The organism is Pseudomonas sp. PS01300, from assembly GCF_029960155.1.
GTDB classification, from domain to species: Bacteria; Pseudomonadota; Gammaproteobacteria; order Pseudomonadales; family Pseudomonadaceae; genus Aquipseudomonas; species Aquipseudomonas palmensis.
The window spans coordinates 88,180-109,283 of record NZ_JASCPN010000001.1; the positions used below are offsets into that span (position 1 = coordinate 88,180).

22 protein-coding genes and 1 tRNA gene are annotated in these 21,104 nt (G+C 60.8%); 4 read left to right on the forward strand and 19 right to left on the reverse strand.

The genetic code is table 11. The annotated features are described in order from the left end of the window. Positions 1-9 precede the first annotated feature (9 nt). The gene (locus QMX96_RS00410) at positions 10-1,644 is read right to left on the reverse strand and encodes a phosphoethanolamine--lipid A transferase (protein WP_123752993.1); all 1,635 of its coding nucleotides are present in this window, start codon (positions 1,642-1,644) and stop codon (positions 10-12) included. A gap of 199 nt (positions 1,645-1,843) precedes the next feature. Continuing rightward, a complete protein-coding gene (locus tag QMX96_RS00415) occupies positions 1,844-2,209 on the reverse strand; it encodes a 5-carboxymethyl-2-hydroxymuconate Delta-isomerase (RefSeq protein WP_058541519.1) in 366 nt (121 codons plus the stop codon). Positions 2,210-2,323: 114 nt separating this feature from the next. Here QMX96_RS00415 and QMX96_RS00420 point away from each other — a divergent pair, with 114 nt between their 5' ends. Beyond that, positions 2,324-2,551, forward strand: a complete 228-nt coding sequence (locus QMX96_RS00420) for a YdcH family protein (protein WP_043864210.1) — start codon at positions 2,324-2,326, stop codon at positions 2,549-2,551. Positions 2,552-2,714: 163 nt separating this feature from the next. Here QMX96_RS00420 and QMX96_RS00425 read toward each other — a convergent pair whose 3' ends face one another. The 9 genes from QMX96_RS00425 to dapA all read right to left on the reverse strand — a co-directional run bounded on the left by QMX96_RS00425 (position 2,715) and on the right by dapA (position 9,791). After that, positions 2,715-2,906: a YhfL family protein gene (locus QMX96_RS00425; protein WP_043864211.1), complete on the reverse strand. Its 192-nt coding sequence runs from the start codon at positions 2,904-2,906 to the stop codon at positions 2,715-2,717. Positions 2,907-3,094: 188 nt separating this feature from the next. Beyond that, on the reverse strand, positions 3,095-4,360 hold the full coding sequence (locus QMX96_RS00430; RefSeq protein ID WP_282360426.1) for an aminotransferase class I/II-fold pyridoxal phosphate-dependent enzyme: 1,266 nt from the start codon (positions 4,358-4,360) through the stop codon (positions 3,095-3,097). Positions 4,361-4,440: 80 nt separating this feature from the next. Then, the gene (locus QMX96_RS00435; protein WP_282360428.1) at positions 4,441-5,658 is read right to left on the reverse strand and encodes a YcaO-like family protein; all 1,218 of its coding nucleotides are present in this window, start codon (positions 5,656-5,658) and stop codon (positions 4,441-4,443) included. 64 nt (positions 5,659-5,722) lie between these two features. Then, positions 5,723-5,848 carry a hypothetical protein gene (locus QMX96_RS00440; RefSeq protein ID WP_254996984.1) on the reverse strand — a complete coding sequence of 42 codons (126 nt, stop codon included), beginning with the start codon at positions 5,846-5,848 and terminating at the stop codon, positions 5,723-5,725. A gap of 249 nt (positions 5,849-6,097) precedes the next feature. Then, positions 6,098-6,187: transfer RNA gene (locus QMX96_RS00445), tRNA-Ser, on the reverse strand. A 92-nt stretch (positions 6,188-6,279) separates the two neighbouring features. Beyond that, positions 6,280-6,990, reverse strand: coding sequence for a phosphoribosylaminoimidazolesuccinocarboxamide synthase (gene purC / locus QMX96_RS00450; RefSeq protein ID WP_010223163.1), 711 nt, complete (start codon positions 6,988-6,990; stop codon positions 6,280-6,282). A gap of 30 nt (positions 6,991-7,020) precedes the next feature. Further along, the gene (locus tag QMX96_RS00455; protein ID WP_043864220.1) at positions 7,021-7,779 is read right to left on the reverse strand and encodes an MBL fold metallo-hydrolase; all 759 of its coding nucleotides are present in this window, start codon (positions 7,777-7,779) and stop codon (positions 7,021-7,023) included. Next, positions 7,780-8,895 carry an outer membrane protein assembly factor BamC gene (gene bamC / locus QMX96_RS00460; protein ID WP_196932126.1) on the reverse strand — a complete coding sequence of 372 codons (1,116 nt, stop codon included), beginning with the start codon at positions 8,893-8,895 and terminating at the stop codon, positions 7,780-7,782. It abuts the gene before it with no gap. Positions 8,896-8,912: 17 nt separating this feature from the next. After that, positions 8,913-9,791: a 4-hydroxy-tetrahydrodipicolinate synthase gene (dapA, locus tag QMX96_RS00465; protein WP_043864222.1), complete on the reverse strand. Its 879-nt coding sequence runs from the start codon at positions 9,789-9,791 to the stop codon at positions 8,913-8,915. Between the two features lie 260 nt (positions 9,792-10,051). Between dapA and QMX96_RS00470 the strand changes: the two genes are divergently transcribed. After that, a complete protein-coding gene (locus QMX96_RS00470; protein ID WP_043864223.1) occupies positions 10,052-10,612 on the forward strand; it encodes a glycine cleavage system protein R in 561 nt (186 codons plus the stop codon). A gap of 11 nt (positions 10,613-10,623) precedes the next feature. Next, positions 10,624-11,097 (forward strand): peroxiredoxin, encoded by a 474-nt coding sequence (locus tag QMX96_RS00475; protein WP_282360450.1) that lies wholly within the window; start codon positions 10,624-10,626, stop codon positions 11,095-11,097. Positions 11,098-11,127: 30 nt separating this feature from the next. Here the strand turns inward: QMX96_RS00475 and QMX96_RS00480 are convergent, their stop codons facing one another. Beyond that, the gene (locus QMX96_RS00480) at positions 11,128-12,198 is read right to left on the reverse strand and encodes an AI-2E family transporter (RefSeq protein ID WP_043864225.1); all 1,071 of its coding nucleotides are present in this window, start codon (positions 12,196-12,198) and stop codon (positions 11,128-11,130) included. Between the two features lie 23 nt (positions 12,199-12,221). Beyond that, positions 12,222-12,461, reverse strand: a complete 240-nt coding sequence (locus QMX96_RS00485; protein ID WP_043864226.1) for a sulfurtransferase TusA family protein — start codon at positions 12,459-12,461, stop codon at positions 12,222-12,224. A gap of 128 nt (positions 12,462-12,589) precedes the next feature. On the opposite strand from QMX96_RS00485, the gene QMX96_RS00490 reads away from it, so the two are divergent. Beyond that, the gene (locus tag QMX96_RS00490) at positions 12,590-14,023 is read left to right on the forward strand and encodes a M48 family metalloprotease (RefSeq protein ID WP_043864227.1); all 1,434 of its coding nucleotides are present in this window, start codon (positions 12,590-12,592) and stop codon (positions 14,021-14,023) included. 82 nt (positions 14,024-14,105) lie between these two features. On the opposite strand, the gene nadA is transcribed toward QMX96_RS00490, so the two are convergent. The 6 genes from nadA to QMX96_RS00520 form a co-directional block, all read right to left on the reverse strand. Then, complete coding sequence (nadA, locus tag QMX96_RS00495; protein WP_043864228.1) at positions 14,106-15,164, reverse strand: quinolinate synthase NadA; 1,059 nt, start codon at positions 15,162-15,164, stop codon at positions 14,106-14,108. A 209-nt stretch (positions 15,165-15,373) separates the two neighbouring features. Further along, a complete protein-coding gene (locus QMX96_RS00500; RefSeq protein WP_058541515.1) occupies positions 15,374-16,864 on the reverse strand; it encodes a YdgA family protein in 1,491 nt (496 codons plus the stop codon). Positions 16,865-16,904: 40 nt separating this feature from the next. Further along, positions 16,905-17,774 (reverse strand): oxaloacetate decarboxylase, encoded by an 870-nt coding sequence (locus QMX96_RS00505; protein ID WP_043864299.1) that lies wholly within the window; start codon positions 17,772-17,774, stop codon positions 16,905-16,907. Positions 17,775-17,991: 217 nt separating this feature from the next. Further along, positions 17,992-18,810 (reverse strand): methyltransferase domain-containing protein, encoded by an 819-nt coding sequence (locus QMX96_RS00510; protein ID WP_282360460.1) that lies wholly within the window; start codon positions 18,808-18,810, stop codon positions 17,992-17,994. Positions 18,811-18,836: 26 nt separating this feature from the next. Continuing rightward, the gene (locus QMX96_RS00515; protein WP_058541513.1) at positions 18,837-19,199 is read right to left on the reverse strand and encodes a DUF1641 domain-containing protein; all 363 of its coding nucleotides are present in this window, start codon (positions 19,197-19,199) and stop codon (positions 18,837-18,839) included. 26 nt (positions 19,200-19,225) lie between these two features. Next, positions 19,226-20,416 carry an FAD/NAD(P)-binding oxidoreductase gene (locus QMX96_RS00520; RefSeq protein WP_058541512.1) on the reverse strand — a complete coding sequence of 397 codons (1,191 nt, stop codon included), beginning with the start codon at positions 20,414-20,416 and terminating at the stop codon, positions 19,226-19,228. Positions 20,417-21,104 lie beyond the last annotated feature (688 nt).

Consider the following 21,104-nt stretch of genomic DNA (forward strand, 5'->3'; position numbering starts at 1 on the left):
CGCACGCGGTCAGTGTGTAGCGACCACCGGACGGCAACTGGCGAACATGTCCAGTTGCGGGTCGTACACCGAGGTGTGCACCCGCAGCAGGCCGAGCATCGAATGGAACAGGTTGTCCTGGCTCAGCGGCTGGTTGCGCGAGCGCTGCAGACAGTCGGTATCGACGGCGTAGTCCTTGCGATAGCCATCGGAAAACCACGCCAGCATCGGTATGTGCTTCTGCTGCTCGGGAGCGAGCATGTAGGGCGTGCCGTGCAGGAACAGGTTGTACTCACCCAGCGACTCGCCATGGTCGGACAGGTACAGCATGGCGGTGTCGACCTTGTCTTGGCGGCTGCGCAGGACGTCGATCAGCGTGGCCAGCACGTGGTCGGTGTACACCAGGGTATTGTCGTAGCCATTGATGATGCTCTGGCGGTCGCACTTGTCCAGGGCATTGCTGCGGCACACCGGGGTGAAACGCTCGTAGGCCTTGGGGTAGCGCTTGAAGTACTCCGGCCCGTGGCTACCCATCTGGTGCAGTACCAGCACGGTGTCCTGCTGCAGGTTGTCGAGCATCGCCTCCAGACCCTTCAACAGGATTTCGTCGTGGCATTCGCTGTCGGCGCACAGGGCCGGGTCCTTGAGGTTGCTGACATCCTCGAACGCCACGCGATCGCAGGTGCCCTTGCAGCCGGACTGGTTGTCGCGCCAGTGCACCGCGATGCCGGCACGCTGCAGCACGTCGAGCAGGCCCTCCTGGTTCCTGGCCTTGCTGGCGTCATACTGCTTGCGGGTGAAGGTGGAGAACATGCAGGGTACCGATACCGCCGTTTCGGTGCCGCACGAATGCACGTCGCTGAAGGCCACCAGCCCCGCCTCCTTGCTCAGCTGAGGCGTGGTATCGCGGTCGTAACCGAGCAGGCCGAAGTTCTGTGCGCGGGCACTCTCGCCCACCACCAGCACGGTCAACGACTTGCGGGCCTGGGGCGTTACCGCCAGCGGGCGCACGGCATCTTCGCCAATGCGGCGCAACGGTACATGCGCGCTGCCTAGCTGCTCGCTGACATAGGCTACTGCGGCGCCGACATAGTTGCTGGGCACGACCATCAGGTGCAGTTCATGGTGATTGCGAAACAACGAGGAAAGCCCCTGGTAATTGAGCAATGCCACCGCGCCCAGTACTGTTGCGCTGGCCGTACCGACCACCAACTTGCTTAACAACTCGCGTGGGAAGGTGCGATAAAGAATCGGGGTTTTATATAAAAGAATACTCGGCACTACGCCCAGTAACAGGATATAGCCGGCCAACGTGAACGAGAGCAGATCACGCACTTCGGTGGCATTGGTTTCCATGGTATTGCGCAACATGCCCACATCGATCAACACGCCGTAGCGATTCATGAAGTAGGCCACCCCCGCGCTGACAAGGAACAACCCCGCCAGCACCGGCTTGAGCACGGGCCGGAAGGCCACCAGGGTCAGCACCAGGTTGAACGCGCAGAACACCAGCACGGCAAACGCCAGGCGCAGCACCAGGCCCGGGGCATCCCCCGGCACGATACTGAAAACATGCTGCCACAGTACCGCGTTGAAACCGATCAACAGGTACAGGCTGGCAATCAACGTTACCCATTCGGCACGCAGGGGTTTTAACTTGAACATGGCGCTTCGCTTCTTGAAAGTCCGGGACGATGTCATTGCAACATCAATTAAAAACAAGGCGGACTGTAGGCAGGGTGCCATCAATTTTTCGTGAAAAAGACGCCAACAAATAATTGCACTTTATTGAACGAAGGGCAGAACACTTCTTGTTCAGCCTTTATTCAGGAGCAGGGCCTGTCGCCCTGCTCCCGAACAGCGGTCAGGCGGGCAACAGCACCTTGGCGTAGCTGTCACGGTCCATGTCGACCAGCTCGACGCTCAACTGAAGCTCGCGACCGCTCACCTCGACCACCGCATCCTTGAGCACCTCGAGCAGGCTGCCCGAGAGCTGCTTCTTGACCTCCGGGGAGCGGCCGCTGAGCAGCGACAGCCGCACACAGACAAATGCCCGCTCGACCGGGGCCACGCCCACACGAAAATGTTCGAAGGCGCGCGCGCGACTCTTGATATCCAGTTCCTGGGCGAACTGACCACTGCCGACCAGCGCGTGATTCAGGCGCAGCAGAACCTTGTCGACTTCAAGCTCGCGCAGGTTGGCGCTGTATTCCAGGTGCAGATGGGGCATGACTCGGGCGTCCGTCGGGGGAAATGATTCGACAGACTACCCCATCTGCGGGGGGCGGCAAACGCGTCTATCCTGAAGGTTCATGCCCACCAACCTATCAGCAGAGGTGAAGAGATGCCGGTCAAACACGATTTGCTTGCAGACCTGAATCTGACCAGGGAAGCCTTCGACGAAAAAAAGAAAACCGATCCGCGGCTCAGTACGTTGCACGAGAAGTACAACGCGATCGACGCCCAAGTGGTCGAGGCAGAAAGCGGCAGCGCTACGGACGATCAGGTGACGGAACTGCGCAAGAAACGGCTGCTGACCAAGGATGAGATCGTCGACCATCTCAAGGCCTAGGCGTTGTACCGCTGGCCGTGCTGGATAAATCTTGGTTGACCACAACAGTTAATATCATTTTGATATCAACTTTTTGCCAGATAATTGGCAAGCCAAAAAAAACCCCGACACTTGGCGTGTCGGGGTTTCTTGATCAGGCCGCAATGGCCTGATCACGCCAAACTTACTGCTGCTGCGGCAGTTTGTCGATTGGACCGCAGCCACCAATAACCTTGGAGATGGAAACCGAAGGGTGGAACAGGTAATCGTACGAGCAGTTCTTTGGCTGGTTGTACACTTGGCCAGTGCAACCGGACAGCAGGGCAACACCCGAAACAACAGCGATTGCGACCGATGCCTTGATAAACTTTTTCATTCTAAATCCCTTAAATTACGATTCGCCGTCTTACTGATGGCGCGGCGATTGTAGGGAGGTCAGCACAATAAATCAAAAGATTTGTTACACCTTTCAAAGTCTTATGGAACGTTCGTGCTAGTTGCCCGGGCAGGGCCTGCGAATCGACTTCGACGGTCATTCTGATTTTCGGCTCAGATTCTCGAGCTTCACACCGGCGACACTTCGCCTGCTGCCGAGGCTTCGGCGGGCATGGCAAGGCGCAGTGCGCGCCTGATGTCTGCATTGATATCGTCGGTGTCTTCCAGCCCCACAGAGATCCGGACCAACCCGCGAGGTACGCCCATTCGCTCCAGGTCCGTGCCGCCTGCTCGGGCAAAACTACCGTAGTGATAACACAGGGATTCAATGTTCCCGAAGGTGGTACCTGTTCGTATCAATTGCAGTTGACTAACAAAGATTGTGCCCGCTTCCTGCGAAGGCAGCACAATGGCAATAAGACCTGTATGCAATGACGGATCAATGCCGTTGGCCTGTGCGCTCCTGGTCAACCATACGGCACGCCATTGCAACGTGGGAAACTCCTGATTCAACATGGCAATGACAGCAAGTGCATTGTCGGCATGCTTTTTCAATCTGAGCGCAAGTGTTCTCAAACCACGCACCGTAAGCCAGGCCGAAAACGGGTCGAGGATCAGCCCGGCACTTTCCCTGTGAGACTTCAATGCCTTGAACAGATCCGGGTCATTGGTACTTACCATCCCGCCCATTACATCGCCGTGCCCATTGATATGCTTGGTGGTGGAATACAAGGTCACTGCCGCCCCCAGCGACAACGGCTTCTGGCAAAGTGGCGTTAGAAAGGTATTGTCGACAACCAGAAGAACGGCGTTCTTCATGCAAAGTTTCGCCAGTTCCGCAATATTGATGTCCAGAAAAGCCGGGTTGGTGGGTGCCTCGATAAAGATCATTCTGGTGTCGGGCCGCAGGGCCGCCTGAAACGCCGCCGTTTCGTACGCTTCAATGACCGACAGCGTCATGCCACGCTGACGTGTTTCATGCTCAAGCTGTTCGATCACTTCATAGAACAGGCCGCGGGGCACGATGACGTGGTCACCTGCGCCCAGCAGCGCACGAAAGACCAGCAGGCAGGCGGTCATTCCGCTGTTGACTGCCAGACTGTAGGCGCAGTGTTCGATGGCACGAAACTTCGCCTCCAGGACGGAAACGGTGGGGTTGGCGTAGCGCTGGTAGGCAAAGTTTTCCCCCTCTGCATTGCCGAGCATGTCCCTCCCCGCTTCAACGGAGTCCAACAGTGCCGCGGAATTGCAGATCAGTGCGGGCACTGGAAACTGATCCAGGCCCGCCTCATGTTGCCCCAGGTGGATCGCGCGGGTAGCAGCGCCGAGTGGCGAAGACAGCAGATAATCACGGCGCTGCCGTTCACGCGGGCTCACGTTTTTGGTTGGGCTCATGAATGGCCTGATTCCGAAAGAGAGGGCTGATCCAGCCCGTTGATGATGACCTGCCCCTGGCGACCTGAGGGTGGTGCCGTTTACTCGTACTTGTAGCAAGGCACCACTTTTCCACCCAGCGAGACGATGGAGAACCTTTCCATTTTCGGCATGACGGCACAGGCCAGGCTCACTTGGGCCGCGCTGCAATGCAGCTCCTTTACCCAGATGGGATGATCCGCCTTGAAGCACTCGTGCTTCAGGTGCAGCAAATGTTGATCCAGTGGCATTCTGTCCGGGTCGCGTGGCATGGGGGCAGATGTCATCCTGGCGCGCTGCGTCGAATCAAACGCCAGGCGCAGGCACCGCAGCAGCCGTGGGTGCCGTGCCAGGTTGTTCCTTGAACCTGTCCATTCCCGGGTGACCTCTTCCAGGCCTTCGGCGACTTTGTATTGCTGCACCAGCTCCTTGATGGCGCGTGCTGCGGCGTGGCTCGGGTACAGCGAACAGCCACCGCCAACCACATGCACATCGGCGATTGTCTTGTCTGGGCAATAGGCAATGAAAACGGGATAGGGTATCTGGCTGGTGGCGTCGAACACTTCGATCGAGGCCCCGATGGCATCTTGCGCATCGCGCAAGGTTTGCAGCAATGCTTGCGGCATCGAGGCGTGAGCGATCTTTCTTATGGGTGTTTTGCACTCGTAAAAGAAGTGCTGTGCAATAAAGCGGCCGATACCGTGGCGCTCTATGACTTCGCTCGCGGCATGTATCGCCGCCTCGGCGAACCCGTAGCCTGCTGCCACACCCGTACCACAGGAATATCGGCGCGCAGCGCCATAGTCGGTATCATCGCCAGCGATGGCTTCATTGGCATACTGATGATTGATCAGGAATGACGGGTAGTGCAGATCAGCGCCGCCTGATGCTTCATGCGCCGCAAAGTGGATGACAGCCATCTGTGCAGTCTTCGAATGACGAAGCATCTGCACCGGCAGTACGCCCTGCAAGGCCGGTTGGGAAACAACCGAATCAAAACACTGCAAGGCGCTATGGGAGCGTAGTTGAAGTGGCCCCATGCTATGTTCATATGCTTCATACTTGGCGCCGATGCGCGCCTCTACTTCATACCCTTTTCCGCAGCCGACAGACTCCATGTCACGGCTGTCAAAGGGGAATTCAAGCGTTGCCACAGTGCTGGACAGCGGGCTACCGTAACGGTTCAGGGTTACCTGTATTCCTTCGTTGATAAAGTGCTGATCTATCACACTTTCTGCATCTTGCAATGACAACGTTCGTTCGGGAGCAATCATGTTCATCGGCTGGAATTTCCATATACGCTGAAAGAAAAATGAGGCGCAGCAAGCGCCTCATTCATTTTCATCACTCAGCCAGTACAGCAGCTTCTTCTGGCGTGAACTCTTCTTCCAGCTTGACGCTATCCACTTCGTCTTCAGCAGGTTGGTCGACCTTGAACTCGTTGATATACATGCAGCAGTACTTACCCATGGAAATATCCTTTTCATGATGGATTCATGTGCGCACTTGTTTTCAGGTGCAGGTCGAGAGTAATACCGGCCACTTTCACTGCCCATAGGAAAAGTCCTGACTCCAGGCGCGAATACGTGGTTTATGGGGTGTTACTTGAGTGCCAGAATGCGCCGAAACAGGGAACAGTGTTTCCTACGCACAATTGCTGTGCGCACGCGAAAAGCAAAAAGCCCCTGAAACCGTAGGTTTCAGGGGCTCTTGCATGTATGGCGGAGAGATAGGGATTTGAACCCTAGGTACTGTTGCCAGTACAACGGATTTCGAATCCGTCCCGTTCGGCCACTCCGGCATCTCTCCAGTGGCGCGCATGATACCAGCAGTTTTCCCAAACGCAAAGCTTCTTGTGAAAAAAATTCGCGTGGTATCAGGCGCTTGCGTCAGTCACGCGCTTACAGCGGCACGCCCAGACGCTTGGCAACTTCTTCGTAGGCTTCGATCACGTCGCCCAGACCCTGACGGAAGCGGTCCTTGTCCATCTTCTTGCGGGTTTCCTTGTCCCACAGGCGGCAACCATCCGGGCTGAACTCGTCACCCAGCACGATCTCGCCATGGAACACGCCGAACTCGAGCTTGAAGTCAACCAGCAGCAGACCAGCGTCGTCGAACAGCTTGCTCAGCACTTCGTTGACCTTCAACGACAGCGCCTTCATTTTCACCAGCTGCTCGGCGGTGCCCCAGCCGAACGCAACCACGTGGGATTCGTTGATGAACGGGTCGCCCTTCTCGTCGTTCTTGAGGAACAGCTCGAACGTCGACGGCTCCAGCTTGATGCCCTCCTCCACGCCCAGGCGCTTGACCAGGCTGCCGGCTGCGTAGTTGCGCACCACGCACTCGACCGGAATCATGTCGAGCTTCTTGACCAGGCATTCGTTGTCGCCCAGCAGCTTGTCGAACTGGGTTGGAATGCCGGCTTCTTCAAGCTTCTGCATGATAAAGGCGTTGAACTTGTTGTTCACCATGCCCTTGCGGTCGAGCTGTTCGATACGCTTGCCGTCGAACGCCGAGGTGTCGTTGCGAAACAGCAGGATCAAGCGGTCGGCGTCGTCGGTCTTGTACACCGACTTGGCTTTGCCGCGGTAGAGTTCTTCACGTTTTTCCATGATGGGCTCCGCTTGCTAAATTGAAATGGGCTAGGCGATTTCGCGCCAGTCGAGCCCGTAATCCTGATTCGCCACTTGCAGCCAGTCCGGGTCACACCCGAGGGCGTCGACGAAACATTGCCGGGCCAGCTGTGGCAGGTTGTTCTTGCTGCTGAGGTGGGCCAGCACCAGGTGCTGCAGGTTCTGCCAGCCCAACTCCGACACCAGGCGCGCGGCCTGGTGGTTGTTCAAATGTCCGTAGTCGCCACCCACGCGCTGCTTGAGGAACATCGGGTAATGCCCGCGGCCCAGCATGTCGCGACAATGGTTGGCTTCGATCAGCAAGGCGTCCAGGCCCTGATAGCTGTCGAGCAGGGCCGCGTCGTACGAGCCCAGGTCGGTCAGCACGCCAAACCGGCGGCGGCCATCGCTGAACACATACTGCAAGGGCTCCAGCGCATCGTGGCTGACGCCAACGGCGGCAATGCTCAATGCACCCAGCTGCAGGGTATCGCCAGCTGCCAGGAAGCCGCTGGGCTCCACGGGCTTGCGCATCCCGCGCAAGGTGCCACGACTGAGGTACACCGGCACATTGTAGCGCCGCGCCAGCAAACCCACCCCATGCACGTGGTCGGCATGCTCGTGGGTCACCAGCACCGCGCTCAACTGCGCCGCCGACACGCCGAGCAGCGCCAGACGCCGCTCGGTTTCGCGCAGGGAGAACCCGCAATCGACCAGTACGCAGGTACTGCCACTGACAATCAGCGTGCCATTTCCCTGGCTGCCACTTCCGAGTACGGCGAAGCGCACTTAACCCAGGTTGTCCTGGATGACGCTCAGCACGCGACGGGCCACATCGGCCGGGGCCACGGTGTTGATGTTCTTCTCGACCGTCACCTGCACGCTGTCACCCACCTTGCTCAGGCGTACCTGATAGCGCTCGGCGCGGGCTTCACGCTCTTCCTTGCTCGGCGCGCTGCCGAACAGGCGGCTGAAGAAACCAGGCTCCTGGTCCTTGGCCTCGGCTTTTTCGGCAAGGTTGATGTAGTACAGGCCCAGGCTGCGGTTGATGTCCTCAACCCGCCATTCGCCCTGTTCCAGGGCACGGCCGACGCTGGACCACGCGCGATCGAGGTCGGCGCCCAGGTTCAGTACCGGGTTGCCGCTACCGTCTTCGCTCAGGCTGACACGGCTCGGGGTATCGAAGTCACGGGCCGCCAGCAGCGATACCGAACCGCCCTTCTCGGCGCTGCGGGTCATGCTGGCAAGCATTTCGTCGACCAGTGCAGCGTCCACACCGGTGTTCTCGGCGCGTGCCGGAAAGTCCTGTTCGGTGGCGCTGCCGGCAGCACGCTCGACGGTCACCACATAGACTTCACTGGTATTGCGCTGTACGCCCGGCTCGATGCGAACCCGGGCACGGATTTCATTGCTGCTGCTGCCTGCAACACCGCCCAGGCGCTGGGCCATGGACGCCGACAACTCGTCGAAACGCTGCCAGGTGGTGCTGAACTCGCCGGTCTGCGGGCGCTCTTCGGCGATGCGGAAGCCGTTGTCCTCGAAGAACTGGTGGGCCACCGGCCACACCTCGGCCGGGGCGCGCTGGGCCAGGACCCAACGCGAAGCGCCGCTCTTCTGCAGGCTGAAATCGCTGATGTCGGCACCTGCCGCCAACGGCTGTGGACGCGGCACTTCGAACTCGCCCTTGACGTTGTCGTCGGCGACGTTGCGCGGAATCGGCAGCAGCGGGTCAAGACGCTTGACGTTGCTGACATCCGGCGGCAGCTGCATCGGCGGCTTTTGAGTGGCCTCCAGATAATCGCTGCCCCGGTCACGGAAGTAACCCTCTTCGCCCCAGAGCCAGCCACAACCACTGGTGCTGGAGATGATCAAGGCAAGGGCGGAAAGACCAGCCAATCGCTTCATGCGGTGTACGTCCTCAATTAAAACTTCAGGCCGCACTGGCGCATGGCCTGGCGTACCGTATCGTGACAGGATTCGCTCAGCCAGGTCAGCGGCAGGCGGATGCCCTTGTGCATCAGCCCCATTTCGACCAAAGCCCACTTCACCGGAATCGGGTTGGCTTCGACGAACAGGTCCTTGTGCAGGGGCATCAGTTTTTCGTTGATGGCGCGGGCCTCGTCGGCCTTGCCTTCGAGTGCGGCGTTGCACAGGTCGGCCATTTCGCGCGGGGCGACGTTGGCGGTCACCGAGATGTTGCCTTTACCGCCCAGCAGGATCAGTTCGACGGCGGTCGGATCATCGCCGGACAGCACGATGAAATCCTTGCTCACGCCATCCAGGATCGCCTTGGCACGCTTGAGGTCGCCGGTGGCTTCCTTGATGCCGATGATGTTGGGCACGCTCGAGAGACGGATCACGGTCTCGGCCTGCATGTCACAGGCGGTACGGCCGGGCACGTTGTAGAGGATCTGCGGGATGTCGACGGCTTCGGCAATGTGCTTGAAGTGCTGGTACAGGCCTTCCTGGGTCGGCTTGTTGTAGTAAGGCACCACCAGCAGGCAGGCGTCGGCACCGGCGTCCTTGGCATTGCGGGTCAGGTGCACCGCTTCGCTGGTGGAGTTGGCACCCGTACCGGCGATCACCGGAATACGGCCGTTGACCTGCTTGACCACGGCCTTGATGACTTCGATGTGCTCATTGACATCCAGGGTCGCCGATTCGCCGGTGGTACCGACCGCAACGATGGCGTGGGTGCCGTTTTCCAGGTGGAAGTCCACGAGTTTGCTGAGGCTGTCCCAGTCAAGACGCCCTTGTGCATCCATGGGTGTGACCAATGCCACCATACTGCCCGCAATCATGAAGCTGCTCCTGCCGGAAAAAGAGAGCGGTAATGGTACTGGCGCCACAGGGCTTGCACAAGCGAAGCAGGCGGCAGGAGCATTCCCCTCGGCGACCATTTTCGCTACCCTTCTCTCTTTGATCGGTACACAGCGGCCCGCCGGGCTGCCGACAACGCGCCCCGACAGTGCCCGAGCCCTCGATCCTGAGCCACGGAACCACGCCGACAAGCCTATTTGCCCCGTCACGTACCGACCGCTCATCGCTTTAGGAATGCTGCATGTCCACCCCCACCGTTCGCGAACAATTCCTTGTCATCAGTGCCCTGGGCGCCAACCCCATGGAACTGACCAACATTCTGTGCCGGGCCAGCAACGACAATCGCTGCTCGGTCGTCACCTCGCGCCTGACCCGCCACGGCGAGTGCAGCGCACTGGTGCTGCAGGTCACCGGTAGCTGGGACGCCCTGGCGCGTTTCGAAGCGGCGCTGCCGACCCTGGCCAAGAAGCACACCTTCACCGTGAATGTGGTGCGTAGCGCCGAACTCGAAGTGCGCCCGCTGTCGCTGCCCTACGTCGCCTATGTCAGTGCCGCGTACCGCCCCGACATCATCAACGAGCTGTGCCAGTTCTTCATCGACCACAACGTCGAGCTGGAGAACCTGACCTGCGACACCTATCAGGCACCACAGACCGGCGGCACCATGCTCAACGCCACGTTCACCGTGACCCTGCCGGCCGGCACCCAGATCAGCTGGCTGCGTGACCAGTTCCTGGACTTCTCCGACGCCCTGAACCTGGATGCGCTGATCGAACCGTGGCGCCCACAGAACCCCATGTAAGGAAACCCGCAATGGCCGTAGCACTCGACCAACCCGTCGCCGATTTCAAGGCGCAAGCCACCGGCGCCAAGACCGTCAGCCTGAGCGGCCTGAAGGGTCGCCAAGTGGTGATCTACTTCTACCCCAAGGACAGCACCCCGGGCTGCACCACCGAAGGCCAGGGCTTTCGCGACCAGTACGCGGCGTTCCAGGCGGCCAACACCGAGGTGTTCGGCGTATCGCGTGACGGGCTCAAGTCCCACGAGAACTTCAAGGCCAAGCAGGGCTTCCCGTTCGAGCTGATCAGCGACAAGGACGAAGCCCTGTGCCAGCTGTTCGACGTGATCAAGCTCAAGAAGCTGTACGGCAAGGAATACATGGGGGTGGACCGCAGCACCTTCCTGATCGACAGCGAGGGTGTGCTACGCAAGGAATGGCGCGGCGTGAAGGTGCCCGGGCATGTGGAAGCGGTGCTGGCGCAGGCGCAAGCATTGAACAAGGGCTGAAGCGCTTCGCCGGCGAAGCGTGCGCCGCGGCTAGAGCAGCGGCGCCACCACCGGCTCACGCCGCGGCCAGGCGTCGAGCACCGCCTTGAACAGCGTAGCCAGCGGGATCGCGAAGAAGATCCCCCAGAAGCCCCACAATCCGCCAAACAGCAGTACTGCGCAGATGATCGCCACCGGGTGCAGGCTGACCGCTTCGGAGAACAGCAGCGGCACCAGCACGTTGCCGTCCAGCGCCTGGATGATCGCGTACACCGCCATCAGGTAGATGAACTGGTCGCCCCAGCCCCACTGGAACAGGGCAATCAGGGTCACCGGTACGGTTACCACCACCGCCCCCACATACGGCACCACCACCGACAACCCTACCAGCAGCGCAAGCAGCGCCGCATAGTTCAGGCCCAGTGCGATGAACGCGATGTAGGTGGCCACGCCGCAGATCAGGATCTCGATGCCCTTGCCGCGAATGTAGTTGGCGATCTGGCGGTTCATCTCCTCGGCCACGCGGGTCATCAGGGCCCGCTCGCGCGGCAGGTAGCCGCTGACCCAGCGCGCGATCTGCTCGCGGTCCTTGAGAAAGAAGAACACCAGGATCGGCACCAGCACCAGGTAGATCATGATGTTGACCAGCAACGGCAGGCTCGACAGCGAGAAGGTCAGCGCCCATTGACCGAACTTGCCGATCTCGCCGCGCATCGCCTCGATGGCCTGCAGCACCTGCTCATCCGAGACCAGATGCGGGTAGCGCTCCGGCAGCAGCAACAGCAGCGACTGCCACTTGCCAAGCATGCCCGGCAGTTCGTTGAACAGGGTGATCAACTGGTGCCAGAGCAACGGCACCAGCACCAGCAGGAACACCGCCAGCGCGCTCAGGAACAGCAGGAACACCAGCCCCACCGCCACCTTGCTGGGCACCCGCAGGCGCTCCAGCGCATTGACCAGGCCCTGCATCAGGAACGCCAGCACCATGCCCGCCAGCACCGGCGCCAGCATGCCGCCCAGGGTCAGTATCGCGGTGAACCCCAGAAACAGCAGGACCGCCAGCACCACCGCTTCTTCATCCGAGAAATAGCGGTGCAGCCAGCCACGAAGCACTTTGAACATCGGTGATCCTTAAAGAGAAAGGTTCAGGCTTTCTTGAGCCAGTAGGTGTAGACCCCGGCGTCGGCCTGCTCATGCAGCAGCGTATGACCGGCCAGGCGGGCAAAAGTGCGGAAGTCGCGCTGCGAGCCGGCATCGGTGGCCACCACCTTGAGTACTGCACCACTGCCCAGGCGGTTGAGCTCCATCTTGGCCTTGAGCAACGGCAAGGGGCAATTCAGGCCGCTGGCATCCAGTTCGGCGTCGCAGGGTACGGCATCGGTCATCGGGCTTCTCCAGGCAGGTACATGCCCACGGCAGGTAGCGGCATGCACAGACCTCGTAGGATACCGCCACTGGTCGTCAACGTGTGAGCCGGCTACAGTAAGGTTCTTTGTCGACCCGAGCTTCGTGCATGAATTTTCTGCGCCCTACCCTGCTGACGCTGGCTTGCCTGCTGGCTCTACCGAGCCATGCCGACGACCTGCCGTCACTCGGCGACGCCAGCTCGGCCATCGTTTCCCCGCAACAGGAACACCAACTGGGCCGCGCCTGGTTGAGCCTGCTGCGCGGCAACGTGCGCCAGTTGTCGGACCCCCAGCTCAAGGACTACGTCGAAACCAGCGTCTACCGCCTTGCCGAAACCAGCCAGCTGCAGGACCGGCGCCTGGAGTTCATCCTGATCGACAGCAAGGAACTCAACGCCTTCGCCGCCCCCGGCGGGATCGTGGGGGTCAACGGCGGCCTGTTCCTGAACGCCCAGACCGAGGGCGAGTACGCCTCGGTGCTGGCCCACGAACTGGCGCACTTGTCGCAACGCCACTTCGCCCGCGGCGTGGAAGCCCAGCAACGCATGCAACTGCCGATGATGGGCGCCCTGCTGGTGGGCATCATTGCCGCCGCGGCCGGGGCTGGCGATGCCGGCATCGCCGCGATTGCCGGCACCCAGGCCGCCGCCATCCAGGAACAACGGCGCTTCTCGCGCCAGAACGAACAGGAAGCCGACCGCATCGGCATCCTCAACCTGGAAAAGGCCGGCTACGATCCGCGCAACATGCCGACCATGTTCGAACGGCTGATGCGCCAGTACCAGTACAGCGCCAAGCCACCGGAGTTTCTGCTGACTCACCCGGTTACCGAGTCGCGGGTCGCCGACACCCGCAACCGTGCCGAACAGGCCCCCAAGGGCGGTGTGGACGACAGCCTGCGCTACCAGTTGATTCGTGCACGCCTGCAACTGACCTACGAAGGCACGCCGGGCCTGGGTGCCAAGCGCTTCCGCGCCCTGCTGGACGAGAACCCCAACCTGGATGCGGCGCGTTACGGCCTGGCACTGGCGCAGATCAAGGGCGGCCAGCTCAACGAGGCCCGCGAGAGCCTCAAGCCCTTGCTCGCCAAGGCACCCAACGACATCACCTACAACCTTGCGCAGATCGACCTGGACGTCACCAACAACCGCCTGGCCGATGCCCAGCAACGGGTGGAGAAGATGCGAGCCCTGTACCCGGGCAACTACCCGCTGCAGCAGTCACGCATCGACCTGCTGCTCAAGCAGAACCGCCCGGCCGAGGCAGAGAAGGCACTGGATGCGCTGCTCAAGAATCGGCCACAAGACCCGGATGTCTGGTATGAGGTGGCGGAGGTTCGCGGCCTGTCGGGCAACACAATCGGCCTGCACCAGGCTCGCGCCGAATACTTTGCCCTGGTGGGCGACTTCGATCAGGCCTTGCAGCAACTCGACTACGCCAAGCAGCGGGCGGGCAACAACTTTGTGCTGTCGTCGAAGATCGATGCCCGTCAGCGCGAGCTGATGGAACAGCAGCGGATGGTCAAGGACATGATGCGCTGACACGCATCAAGGTAGCGCGCACACCATATCGCGGGTCAGCCCCGCCCCCTTGTGGGAGCGGGCTCGACCCGCGATGCTGCTTTCAGGCGTTGCCGGAGAGCTTGAGCCGCGCCGCCTGGGTGAAGTCCAGCATGCGCTTGAGTGGCTTGAGTGCCTGCGGGATAAGCGCCGGCTCGACGAAGATCTCGTTGCTGCCCTCGCGCAGGCACTGCAAGGTGCGCTCAAGGGTGTTCATCGCCATCCACGGGCAGTGCGCGCAACTGCGGCACGCCGCGCCGTTGCCGGCAGTGGGCGCCTCGACGAAGACCTTGTCCGGGCACAGCTGCTGCATCTTGTAGAAAATGCCGCGGTCGGTGGCCACGATGAAGGTCTTGTTCGGCATGCGCTGCGCAGCCGCAATCAGCTGGCTGGTGGAACCCACCGCATCGGCCAGGTCGATCACCGCCTCTGGCGACTCGGGGTGCACCAGGATCGCCGCGTCCGGGTACAGCGCCTTCATGTCCAGCAACTGACGCGACTTGAACTCCTCGTGAACGATGCAGGCACCGTCCCACAGCAGCATGTCGGCGCCGGTGTTCTTCTGGATGTAACGGCCCAGGTGCTGGTCAGGCCCCCAGATGATAGTCTCGCCATTGTCCATCAGGCTTTCGACGATCTCCAGCGCACAGCTGGAGGTCACCACCCAGTCGGCCCGTGCCTTGACCGCCGCCGACGTGTTGGCATACACCACCACGGTGCGCTCGGGGTGCTTGTCGCAGAACGCCGAAAAGTCCTCCACCGGGCAACCCAGGTCGAGCGAGCAGGTGGCCTCCAGGGTCGGCATCAGCACGCGCTTTTCGGGGTTGAGGATCTTCGCCGTCTCACCCATGAAGCGTACACCGGCCACCACCACGGTCTTGGCCGGATGCTGGTTGCCGAAACGGGCCATCTCCAGCGAGTCGGACACGCAACCGCCGGTCTCCTCGGCCAGGGCCTGGATCACCGGATCACAGTAGAAGTGGGCCACCAGCACGGCGTCCTGAGCCTTGAGCTCGGCGGCGATGGCGGCACGGTAGTCAGCCTCTTGCTCGGGCGTCAGCGGCTTAGGCTGCTTGGCGTCGAGGTGGGCCTGGACCAGAAGGCGTTCGGAAATCTGGGTCATGTTCGCAAGACCTGCAGGCGCTAGTGCGCGTAAGTCGAGTGTATCACCGAGCCCTGGCAAATCGGATAACGGTTCAGCCTGTACGACAGAACCAAAGACCCTCTGCGGCCTCGGGTTTTATGGGTTGCCGAAGGCTACAGTTAATCGAATGAATTCTAAAGGGTTTTTTGCCAAACCAGGCTGGCGGGGCAAGCCCGCCAGCCCAGCGGTCAGTTGCCTGCCGGTTGCAGGCCGCCGAGGCTGGACATCACCAGCGCGGCGAACTCTTCAACGGTCATCTTCTGCCCGTTGAAGGCCACCTGGCCATCGGCATAGTGCAGGTTGGCAATGATGTCATTGCCCTTGAGCGTGGCCAGCTTGGAATACAAGGCCATCTGCCCGACCATCTCGCCGGCCATTGCGGCCTGCTTGACCTGCGCCTCGTCCTGCCCTTCCAGGCTGGCCTGCAAGGCTGCCAGGTCACCGATCATCGGCTTGGACAGCGACAAGCTGCTCTGCAGTTTCTCGATCATCTGGCGCACCAGCTGATCGGAAGGCAGGTCGGCCGACGTCGGCTTGGCCAGGTCCAGGGTGAGGTTGAAGCGACTTTCACCGTTGGCGGTCTTGAAGGAAAGGTCCTCCACGGCCACCTGAGGCTTGCCCGCCAGCAACTGCATCATCTGCACCTGCATCAGCGCCTGCTCTTCGGCATTCAGCTCCAGCTCGGGCGGTTGGCCGGCAGCGGCCGTCTCCTGCAACTGGGGCATGTGCTTCTCATAGATCGCCATGATCGCCTGCAGCGCAGGGATATCGAAGCGGTTGACCGCCACCACCAGTTGCCCGCCGCCCACGGCCTTGCCGTCATAGGTGATGGCGTCGACCTTGTAGGCGGCCCTGGCATCGACCTTGTCGCCGTTGACCTTGTAGGTGTTGCGTTGCTCCACACCCTTGACGGTCAGCGGTACCTGGCGATCGCCAAAGGTGAAGGCGCTGTCGTCCAGGGTCACGTCGGCCTGGCCTTCATAGAAGTCGTAGGGCGTCAGGGTGAGGTCTGCAACCAGTTTCAGGCCCTTGAGGTCGAACTTGAGCGGCGGCGTCTCGCTATCGACCATCGACACCTGCAAGGTGCCCATGCTGCCATCGAGCTTGAGGCGCTTGCCTTCGAAGTCACCGCTCATGCCCAGGTCGAAGCCGGAGAACTTCACCGACGAACCGTCCTTGGCGATGTCCAGCGGCATCAGCCTCAACGTGCCGTCATACGACTGGTCATAGCCCAGGCTGAACTCGCCCTGCACCGGCGAGACATCACCGCTGGCCGCATACCACTCGGCTGTGGTGGCATCCTTCTCGATCGAGGTGCTGGATGCCGCCATCACCGGCATCAGCTTGAATGCCTTGACCCGCTGCCAGGGAAACGGCCCGTGCTCGATGCGATCGACCAGGGTCAGTTCCAGGTTGCTCGGCTCATCGCCCAGCTCCAGGTTCTGCACGGTGAACCTGTAACGCGCGACACTGCTGAACAGGTGTTGCTCCAGCGATACCAGCTCAAGCCGCGCCGTGGCACCCAGGCCCTTGAACGACTTTTGCATCTGCAGATTGGACTGTGCGGTAGCGTGCTCCAGCACGCCAGGCAACTGCTTGCCCGTATACCACGCCCCGGCCGTGCATACGGCCGCTACGGCGACGGCAAGCCCGCACACCACTCCCAGTGTTTTCTTCATGAATTGATCCGTTTGCTATCCATATTGAGGTGAAGCGATGTTACTCGTTGACGTCCATGAACTCCCGCGCCCAGACGATGTAGTCGCCGGGTACGGTGTAGGTATGGGTGAGTTCGGTGGCACTGAGGTCCGAGGCGCTGCTGGTGATGCGGCGCTGCTCGCGCAGGCAGTCGTAGGTGGCCTTGATCGCGGCGAAGTAGGCGCCATGGCCATCCACGGCGATACGCACGCCCAGCTCGGCCAGGCGCGTGTCGTCGTGCAGCTGCGGGTTGCCGTAGGTCACCAGCATCAGCGGCACGCTGACGTGGCGGGCAATCTCTTCGAGGTGATCGAAATCGCGGATGCCGACCATGCACACGCCGTCCGCGCCAGCATTCTGGTACGCGACCACGCGGGCAATGACTTCTTCGACCGGGATCAGCGCGGCATTGGTGCGCGCGATGATCGACAGCTCCTGGTCGACGCGAGCCTCCAGGGCAGCGCGGATCTTGCCCACGCCTTCGTCGATGCTGATCAGGTCGGTGGACTTGCGCCCGAACTGGGCAGGCAGCAGGGTGTCCTCGATGGTCAGCGCAGCCACGCCGGCGCGCTCGAGCTCGGTGACGGTGCGCATCACGTTCAGCGCGTTACCGTAGCCGTGGTCGGCGTCGGCGATCACCGGCAGCTGTGCGACACGCCCGATGCGCGTGGCCTGCTCGGCAAATTCACTCAAGGTGATCAGGGCAAAGTCCGGAGCCGCCAGCACCTGTAACGAAGCCACCGAGCCGCCCAGGATGCCGACTTCGAAGCCGAGGTCGGCGGCGATTCGCGCAGACATCGGGTCGAACACGGAAGCCGTGTGATAGCAGACCGGGGAGGCCAGGAGTTTACGAAAGGCACGGCGCAAATCTTGGTGGGAGGCTCTAGGCATGATCATTCCAGTTTCTTCATCTTCATTCTGGAGGAGAACATACCATTCCTGCCCGACACTCCGACAGTCGCCAGACCCGAACCCAAACAAAAATAAGCGAACAGAAAACGAAAACGCCCCCCCTCCAGAAGCCCTGCACGCGCTGCCCCCCCTCATTCTGAGGGGGAGACCAGTCGCGGCTTGCAGGGCTGTCGAGAGTGACCGCCCAAGGGCACTCTCAGACCGAGGCCACGATGAAGGTGCGCTTGAACGGGAACAGCGTGCGCCCGTCGTCCTCACGCGGGTAGTGCGCTTCCAGAAGCCTGAGGTACTTGCGCAGAAAGGCCTCACGGTCCTCGTCATCCAGGGAGCTGAGCACCGGGCGCAGTGCCGAAACCTTGACCCAGTCGAACACCGGCGACTGGCCTTCGACCACCTGCAGATGCTCGGTTTCCCAGATATCCAGCTTGCTGGTAAGCGGCGCCAGCAACCGGTAGTAGCAGTCCAGGGACAGGACATTGCGCGCCGACATGAACTTGCGCAGCTCCAGCGTGCCGATCACCCGGCCCGCAGGCCCGCATTCGCTCAGGGCCCTGAGCATCAGGTGGTACCAGGGTGCATCCCGCCAGTTGGGCATGTGCAGCGCCAGGTAGCCGCCGGCGTGCAGATTGCCGAGCAGCCGCGGCAGCAGGTTTTCGTGGTCCTCCATGAAATGCAGCACGGCAGCGGCGAACAGCAGGCTTGCCGGCTGCTTGGGCTCCCACTGGCCTATGTCGCTGTTCAGCCATTGGGCATTGACCGGCAGGGCTCGGGCCTCGGCGAGCATTTCTGCCGAGCTGTCGACGCCGAACAACTTCGCCTCTGGCCAGCGTTCGGCCAGCAGCCGGGTGGCGATTCCGGTACCACAGCCCAAATCATAGATGGACGCTGGTGCCTGCAACGGCAGGTGATCGAGCAGCTCGATCACCGGACGCTCCCTCAAACGCGAAAACTGCTGATAGCCTTGCGGGTCCCAGGTCGTACTCCCGCGCAGACCCTGTTGCTGTTTTACAAGCATTGCCACGTTCCTCTCGCTCCATGCGATCAATATTGCCGTCCAAGATTGTTCAACACCCTCAACATCAGCGCGATACCACGTCGCGTTTGCGGCTCGCGCAGCAGTTGCACCAGGCCCAGCAGGCTTGGTGGCTGGGTATCGCTGCTCTGCGCCTGCGCCATGCGCAGCGCGTTGCCCACGGTCCAGGTCAGGGCTGTCACGTCCTCGAACCCATGGGCCAGCTTGTCCACCATCGCGGTGTCGAGCAGGTCGACCAGGTCGGACCCCAGCGACAGCAAGTCGATGATGTTGTCCATGCGACCACTGACCAGCAGCGGTTCGAGTTTTTTCATCAGGGCGTCAACGCCCGGGTGAGCAAGGTGTTCCACGGTAGGTTCGAAGGTTTCCATATCGACGTACTCCTGCACCGCTCGACTCAGATCATTCCACGGGCAACCGCCCAGTAGAGGCCCCGGTTGAATCCATTGCGCAACAGGCCGCCCAGCTTGGTCGGCGGGGTGGGCACCACATCCTGCTGATAGTTGTAGGTCAGTGGCATGCCGGCGTTGAGGCCCATCTGCGCAACGGCCTGGACCTTCCCGTCGTAGACGGCGCAGGGGGTGCCCAGGCGGATCTCGCCGGCGATGTTGTTGGCCACCACCGGTGCCTGGTTATGGCAGGCACCGCCCGCCTTGCTGATGGGCAGGTCCATGGTGTCGCCGATCACGTAGACGTTCTCCAGGCCGTAGACCTGCAGGGTCTCGTGGTTGGTCGGCAACCAGCCCTCGTTGTTGGGGGCCTGGGACGCACCGCTCTGTATCACCGCGTCCACTGCACGAATGGGTGGGGTCGCCATCAGGATGTCGAACGGCTGCGCCTGGCCTTCGGCCGAATAGGCAATACGTTGATCCGGGTCCACGCGGTCCAGGGTGAAGCCACGCTGAAACCTGATGTTCTTCTGTTCAAAAAGGGTGGGCAACAGTTCTCCGGTTGGCCGCTGCATGAACAGACAGTTTCTGAGCAATTGCGCAGTGGTCGGATAGGTATAAACAATTTCAATGTTATTGCGAACACCGCGACGGCGCAGCAAGTCATCCAGCATCAAGGTAGTTTCCACCGGCGCAATACCGCACTGATGCGGAACATTGGGCGTCTGTGGGAAAGAAACGGATATGAAGATGCGCCCTTTTTCAATCGTCATCAGACGTTGCGCCAATTGTCGCGCCGCCTTGTATTGATAGAAATGATCCCCCGCCTCCTGCAGCCCCTCGATGCGCTCGGGAGCGGGTACGCAGCCCGTCGCGATCACCAGAAAGTCATAGCCCACGCGCCTTCCAGAGCGGGTGTGCAGGGTTTGCCCGGTGAAGTCGAAGCGGGTCACCTCCTCCACCTGGAAGTCGATTTCAGGCCGCAACAGCGAACGCTCGGGCCGTTTCAGGTCTTCCTGGAAATAGCTGTTGAAGGCAACGTACATGAAGGCAGGTTTGTAATAATGATCCGGCGAATTCGACAGCAGCTTGACCGTGACCTGATGCTTGAGTATTTCCGGGTATAGTTGTCTGACCAATTGATTGGCGAGCATCGTGCCGCCTACACCTCCCCCCACGACGACAATAGTTTTAGACATAGCCCCACTCCCTGGCTGGTTTTAAATCCATGCCAAGTACCATAGCAACTATAAAAAAATGCCATATACAGAATCGCTATAGCAAAACAGACATTAATTGCTGTTTCAAAAAACAGTACCCTTCCACCGGTGAAACTCTGCCCACTTCGCATTATTCCTTGGCACAGGCAGACTCTCCTCTGCCGCTGACTGCTTTGTGTGAAATTTTATTAACGTTTCAATTTTCACGCCTGATTGCTGTTGACTTCGCTCCCCCTCCTGAGTAAATTGCGCGGGCCGGAAATCCGGCCTTTTTTCAACTCACCAAAGAAGCCAATGGACATAGTATCTAGACGCTGTCTGGTCATTGCCGCTGCGCAACGCCAGGCACTTAACCCTGAAAATGACGGGACTCGACTCCGCGGTCGGGTAAGCTGCGCTAGGGCTTGATGCTCCAACGTGGCTTGCCTCCCCGGTTCGTCCGGTCGCGAGGCACACGTTATGTACTTCACTTCTTCTGCAATACCGGGCGTACGCGCCTTCACTTCAGCCCTGCGGGCCAGGCTTCTGCGCGCGCCCAGGCTGCCCGTGCGTGCGCCAAGCCTCCCCTGCGACTCCCCTGCCAGCAGCGCCTTGCGGGCCCGTTGGCGCATCTGCTCCACAAGCGGCCAACGCCAGCAGCGCTGGAGCCTGGACGACAGTCAGGACC